At 61.4% G+C, this 5,888-nt stretch carries 6 protein-coding genes; all 6 read left to right on the top strand.

All coding sequences use genetic code 11. From position 1 onward, the window contains the following. Nucleotides 1-2,148: molybdopterin-dependent oxidoreductase (locus ACRESJ_RS14050; protein WP_431758427.1), on the top strand; the 2,148-nt coding region annotated here is incomplete at its 5' end. Then, the gene (gene nuoH / locus ACRESJ_RS14045; protein ID WP_431758426.1) at nucleotides 2,145-3,152 is read left to right on the top strand and encodes an NADH-quinone oxidoreductase subunit NuoH; all 1,008 of its coding nucleotides are present in this window, start codon (nucleotides 2,145-2,147) and stop codon (nucleotides 3,150-3,152) included. The genes ACRESJ_RS14050 and nuoH, both read left to right, overlap by 4 nt. A 12-nt stretch (nucleotides 3,153-3,164) precedes the next feature. After that, a complete protein-coding gene (gene nuoI, locus ACRESJ_RS14040; protein WP_178131195.1) occupies nucleotides 3,165-3,710 on the top strand; it encodes an NADH-quinone oxidoreductase subunit NuoI in 546 nt (181 codons plus the stop codon). A 9-nt stretch (nucleotides 3,711-3,719) separates the two neighbouring features. Continuing rightward, on the top strand, nucleotides 3,720-4,223 hold the full coding sequence (gene nuoJ, locus ACRESJ_RS14035; protein ID WP_085718312.1) for an NADH-quinone oxidoreductase subunit J: 504 nt from the start codon (nucleotides 3,720-3,722) through the stop codon (nucleotides 4,221-4,223). A 2-nt stretch (nucleotides 4,224-4,225) separates the two neighbouring features. After that, on the top strand, nucleotides 4,226-4,534 hold the full coding sequence (gene nuoK / locus ACRESJ_RS14030) for an NADH-quinone oxidoreductase subunit NuoK (RefSeq protein WP_007946416.1): 309 nt from the start codon (nucleotides 4,226-4,228) through the stop codon (nucleotides 4,532-4,534). Continuing rightward, the coding region (nuoL, locus tag ACRESJ_RS14025) for an NADH-quinone oxidoreductase subunit L (protein WP_431758425.1) at nucleotides 4,531-5,888 on the top strand (1,358 nt) is incomplete at its 3' end. The genes nuoK and nuoL, both read left to right, overlap by 4 nt.

Genomic DNA, 5,888 nt, shown 5'->3' with positions numbered 1-5,888 from the left:
GAAAGCGAGTTCTCCGGCAACCTCACCGAGGTCTGCCCGACCGGTGTGTTCACCGACAAGACTCACTCCGAGCGCTACAACCGTAAATGGGACATGCAGTTCTCGCCGAGCATCTGCCACGGCTGCTCCAGCGGCTGCAACATCTCCCCGGGTGAGCGTTACGGCGAACTGCGTCGCATCGAAAACCGTTACAACGGTTCGGTGAACCAGTACTTCCTGTGCGACCGTGGCCGTTTCGGTTATGGCTACGTCAACCGCACCGACCGTCCACGTCAGCCACTTTTGGCCAACGGCGCCAAGCTGACCCTGGACGAAGCGCTGGATAAAGCCGCCGACCTGCTGCGCGGTCGCAACATCGTCGGTATCGGTTCGCCACGTGCCAGCCTCGAAAGCAACTACGCGTTGCGCGAGCTGGTCGGTGCCGAGCACTTCTACTCCGGTATCGAAGCCGGTGAGCTGGAGCGCATCCGTCTGGTCCTGCAAGTGCTGAAAGACAGCCCGTTGCCAGTACCGAACATGCGCGACATCGAAGACCACGACGCCGTGTTCGTCCTCGGTGAAGACCTGACCCAGACCGCAGCCCGCATGGCCTTGTCCCTGCGTCAATCGGTCAAGGGCAAGGCGGAAGACATGGCCGACGCCATGCGCGTCCAGCCTTGGCTCGACGCCGCGGTGAAGAACATCGGTCAGCACGCGCTGAACCCACTGTTCATCGCCAGCCTGGCTGAAACCAAACTCGACGACATCGCCGAAGAGTGCGTTCACGCCGCTCCAGACGACTTGGCCCGCATCGGTTTCGCCGTGGCTCACGCCCTCGACGCCAGCGCTCCAGCCGTTGAAGGCCTGGACGCCGAAGCCCTTGAGTTGGCCAATCGCATCGCCGATTCGCTGCTCGCCGCCAAGCGCCCGCTGATCATCGCCGGTACCTCGCTGGGCTCCAAAGCCTTGATCGAAGCCGCCGCGAACATCGCCAAGGCCCTGAAGCTGCGCGAGAAGAACGGTTCCATCAGCCTGATCGTGCCGGAGGCCAACAGCCTCGGCCTGGCCATGCTCGGTGGTGAATCGGTCGACGCCGCACTGCAAGCCGTCATCGACGGTAAGGCTGACGCCATCGTCGTACTTGAAAACGATCTGTACACCCGTACCGACAAGGCCCGTGTCGATGCCGCCCTGACCGCCGCGAAAGTGGTGATCGTCGCGGACCATCAGAAGACCGCCACCAGCGATCGCGCGCATCTGGTACTGCCAGCCGCCAGCTTCGCTGAAGGCGACGGTACCCTGGTCAGCCAGGAAGGCCGCGCCCAGCGCTTCTTCCAGGTGTTCGACCCGCAATACATGGACGCGAGCATCCTGGTTCATGAAGGCTGGCGCTGGCTGCATGCCCTGCGCGCCACCCTGCTGAACCAGCCGATCGACTGGACCCAACTGGACCACGTCACCGCTGCGGTCGCTTCGAGCACTCCGCAACTGGCCGCCATCGTCGACGCCGCACCGTCCGCCGCGTTCCGCATCAAGGGTCTGAAGCTGGCCCGTGAACCGCTGCGTTACTCCGGCCGTACCGCCATGCGCGCTGACATCAGCGTGCACGAGCCGCGTACCCCGCAGGACAAGGACACCGCGTTCGCCTTCTCCATGGAAGGTTACTCGGGTTCGGCCGAACCGCGTCAGCAAGTGCCGTTCGCCTGGTCTCCGGGCTGGAACTCGCCGCAAGCCTGGAACAAGTTCCAGGACGAAGTCGGTGGTCACATCCGCGCTGGCGACCCGGGCACCCGTCTGATCGAAAGCACCGGTGATTCGCTGAACTGGTTCGCCAGTGTTCCGCGTGCGTTCAACCCAGCCCAGGGCACCTGGCAAGTCGTACCGTTCTTCCACCTGTTCGGCAGCGAAGAAACCTCTTCGAAAGCCGCGCCGGTTCAGGAACGCATCCCGACTGCCTACGTCGCACTGGCCAAGTCCGAAGCCGACCGCCTGGGCGTCAACGACGGTGCCATGCTGAGCCTGAACGTGGCTGGCCAGACCCTGCGTCTGCCGCTGCGCATCAATGAAGAGCTGGGTGCAGGCCTGGTGGCATTGCCTGCGGGCATCGCCGGCATTCCGCCTGCGATCTTTGGCAAATCCGTTGACGGTCTGCAGGAGGCAGCTCAATGACCTTGTTCACTCCTGAAGTGATCGACGTGATCATCGCGGTCCTCAAGGCCGTGGTGATTCTGCTTGCCGTGGTGGTTTGCGGTGCACTGCTGAGCTGGGTGGAGCGTCGTTTGCTCGCCCTCTGGCAGGACCGTTACGGTCCGAACCGCGTCGGCCCGTTCGGCGCGTTCCAGATCGCCGCCGACATGATCAAGATGTTCTTCAAGGAAGACTGGACCCCGCCGTTCGCCGACAAGATGATCTTCACCCTGGCTCCGGTAGTCGCCATGAGCGCCCTGCTGATTGCCTTCGCGATCATCCCGATCACCCCGACCTGGGGCGTGGCGGATCTGAACATCGGCATCCTGTTCTTCTTCGCCATGGCCGGTCTGTCGGTCTACGCGGTGCTGTTCGCCGGCTGGTCGAGTAACAACAAGTTCGCCCTGCTGGGCAGCTTGCGGGCCTCGGCGCAAACCGTGTCGTACGAAGTGTTCATGGGCCTGTCGCTGATGGGCATCGTGATCCAGGTTGGCTCGTTCAACATGCGCGACATCGTGGATTACCAGGCGCAGAACCTGTGGTTCATCATTCCGCAGATCTTCGGTTTCCTGACCTTCTTCATCGCGGGCGTGGCCGTGACTCACCGTCACCCATTCGACCAGCCGGAAGCGGAACAGGAACTGGCCGACGGTTACCACATTGAATACGCCGGCATGAAATGGGGCATGTTCTTCGTGGGCGAGTACATCGGCATCGTGCTGATTTCGGCGCTGCTGGTGACCTTGTTCTTCGGTGGCTGGCACGGTCCGTTCGGCATCCTGCCGCAGATCCCGTTTATCTGGTTCGCACTGAAAACCGGTTTCTTCATCATGATGTTCATCCTGTTGCGCGCCTCGATTCCGCGCCCACGGTATGACCAAGTGATGGATTTCAGCTGGAAGTTCTGCTTGCCGCTGACCCTCGTCAACATGCTGGTGACCGCTGCGATCGTGTTGCTCAACACGCCCGCCGTCGCGGCTCAGTGAGGATAGAGAATCATGAAGTACATTTTTGACATCGTGCATGGCCTCTACACCCAGCTTCGCAGCCTGGTGATGATTTTCGGCCACGCCTTCCGCAAGCGCGACACGCTGCAGTACCCGGAAGAACCGGTCTACCTGCCGCCGCGCTACCGTGGCCGTATCGTCCTGACCCGCGATCCCGACGGTGAAGAGCGCTGCGTAGCCTGCAACCTGTGCGCCGTGGCTTGCCCGGTCGGTTGCATCTCGCTGCAGAAAGCTGAAACCGAAGACGGTCGCTGGTACCCGGACTTCTTCCGCATCAACTTCTCGCGCTGCATTTTCTGCGGCCTCTGCGAGGAAGCCTGCCCGACCACCGCGATCCAGCTCACGCCGGATTTCGAGATGGCCGAGTTCAAACGTCAGGACCTGGTTTACGAGAAAGAAGATCTGCTGATCTCCGGCCCCGGCAAAAACCCTGATTACAACTTCTATCGTGTTGCAGGTATGGCGATTGCCGGGAAGCCGAAAGGCACCGCGCAGAACGAAGCCGAACCGATCAACGTGAAGAGCTTGCTGCCTTAAGGAAGAAAGATGGAATTCGCTTTCTATTTCGCATCGGGTATCGCTGTGGTGTCCACGCTTCGCGTGATCACCAACACCAACCCTGTGCACGCCCTGCTCTACCTGATCATTTCGCTGATTGCCGTGGCGATGACGTTTTTCGCCCTTGGCGCACCGTTCGCCGGTGTCCTGGAAGTGATCGCCTACGCTGGCGCCATCATGGTGCTGTTCGTGTTCGTAGTGATGATGCTGAACCTGGGGCCTGCCTCGGTTCAGCAAGAGCGCGTCTGGCTCAAGCCCGGCATATGGGGCGGCCCGGTCGCCCTCGCCGCGCTGCTGCTGGTTGAACTGCTGTATGTGCTGTTCTCCCACCAGAGCGGCCAGGCCGTCGGCCACACCACCGTAGACGCCAAGGCCGTGGGCATCAGCCTGTTCGGTCCTTACCTGCTGGTGGTCGAACTCGCCTCGATGCTGCTGCTCGCCGCAGCCGTCACGGCGTTCCACTTGGGCCGCAACGAAGCCAAGGAGCAATGACGATGCCTGCTATCCCCATGGAGCATGGTCTGGCGGTCGCCGGCATCCTGTTCTGCCTCGGTCTGGTCGGCCTGATGGTCCGCCGCAACATCCTCTTCGTGCTGATGAGCCTGGAGGTCATGATGAATGCCTCCGCACTGGCGTTCATCGTTGCCGGTAGCCGCTGGGCGCAGCCGGATGGACAGATCATGTTCATCCTGGTGATCAGCCTGGCAGCCGCCGAGGCCAGTATTGGCCTGGCGATTCTGTTGCAGCTGTATCGCCGCTTCCACACGCTCGATATCGACGCTGCCAGTGAGATGCGCGGATGAACCTACTCTTTCTGACTTTCGTATTCCCTCTCATTGGTTTCCTGCTGCTGTCGTTCTCCCGTGGACGCATCTCGGAAAACCTCGCGGCCCTGATCGGCGTCGGCTCCATCGGCCTGTCGGCGATCGTTACCGCTTATGTGATCTGGCAATTCAACGTCGCCCCGCCGCAAGGCGGTCACTACACCCAGGTGTTGTGGCAGTGGATGGCGGTGGAAGGCTTCACACCAAACTTCGCCCTGTATCTGGACGGCCTGTCGGTCACCATGCTCGGTGTAGTCGTTGGCGTTGGCTTCCTGATCCACCTGTTCGCTTCCTGGTACATGCGCGGTGAAGCCGGTTACTCGCGCTTCTTCGCCTACACCAACCTGTTTATCGCCAGCATGCTGTTCCTGGTACTGGGCGATAACCTGTTGTTCCTGTACTTCGGTTGGGAAGGCGTGGGCCTGTGCTCGTACCTGTTGATCGGTTTCTACTACAGCAACCGCAACAACGGTAACGCGGCACTCAAAGCCTTCATCGTGACCCGTATCGGTGACGTGTTCATGGCCATCGGCCTGTTCATTCTGTTTGCCCAACTGGGCACGCTGAACGTTCAGGAACTGCTGGTGCTGGCACCGCAGAAATTCCAGGCTGGCGACTTCTGGATGGTCATGGCCACCCTGATGTTGCTGGGTGGCGCTGTCGGTAAATCCGCGCAACTGCCGCTGCAAACCTGGCTGGCAGATGCGATGGCCGGTCCTACTCCGGTTTCGGCACTGATCCACGCCGCGACCATGGTGACCGCTGGTGTCTACCTGATCGCCCGTACCCACGGCCTGTTCACCCTGGCGCCGGAAATCCTGCACCTAGTGGGCATCGTCGGTGGCGTGACCCTGGTACTCGCAGGTTTCGCCGCACTGGTTCAGACCGACATCAAGCGTATCCTCGCCTACTCGACCATGAGCCAGATCGGCTACATGTTCCTGGCCCTGGGCGTTGGCGCCTGGGACGGCGCGATCTTCCACCTGATGACCCACGCCTTCTTCAAGGCGCTGTTGTTCCTTGCTTCCGGTGCGGTGATCGTTGCCTGCCACCACGAGCAGAACATCTTCAAGATGGGTGGCCTGTGGAAGAAACTGCCTCTGGCCTACGCCAGCTTCATCGTCGGCGGTGCGGCCCTGGCGGCCCTGCCACTGGTCACCGCAGGCTTCTACTCCAAGGACGAAATCCTCTGGGAAGCGTTCGCCAGCGGCAACAACGGTCTGCTCTACGCAGGTCTGGTCGGCGCGTTCATGACCTCGCTGTACACCTTCCGCCTGATCTTCATCGCGTTCCACGGTGAAGCGAAGACCGAAGCCCACGCCGGTCACGGCAT

Origin of the sequence: Pseudomonas sp. (assembly GCF_050739655.1) — a bacterium.
GTDB lineage: Bacteria > Pseudomonadota > Gammaproteobacteria > Pseudomonadales > Pseudomonadaceae > Aquipseudomonas.
This window is presented reverse-complemented; position numbering and strand designations above follow the sequence as displayed.

Bases quoted from the DNA above. Each gene is read 5' to 3' on its own strand.
- nuoH (WP_431758426.1), top strand. From the start codon at position 2,145: ATGACCTTGTTCACTCCTGAAGTGATCGACGTGATCATCGCGGTCCTC.
- nuoI (WP_178131195.1), top strand. From the start codon at position 3,165: ATGAAGTACATTTTTGACATCGTGCATGGCCTCTACACCCAGCTTCGC.
- nuoJ (WP_085718312.1), top strand. From the start codon at position 3,720: ATGGAATTCGCTTTCTATTTCGCATCGGGTATCGCTGTGGTGTCCACG.
- nuoK (WP_007946416.1), top strand. From the start codon at position 4,226: ATGCCTGCTATCCCCATGGAGCATGGTCTGGCGGTCGCCGGCATCCTG.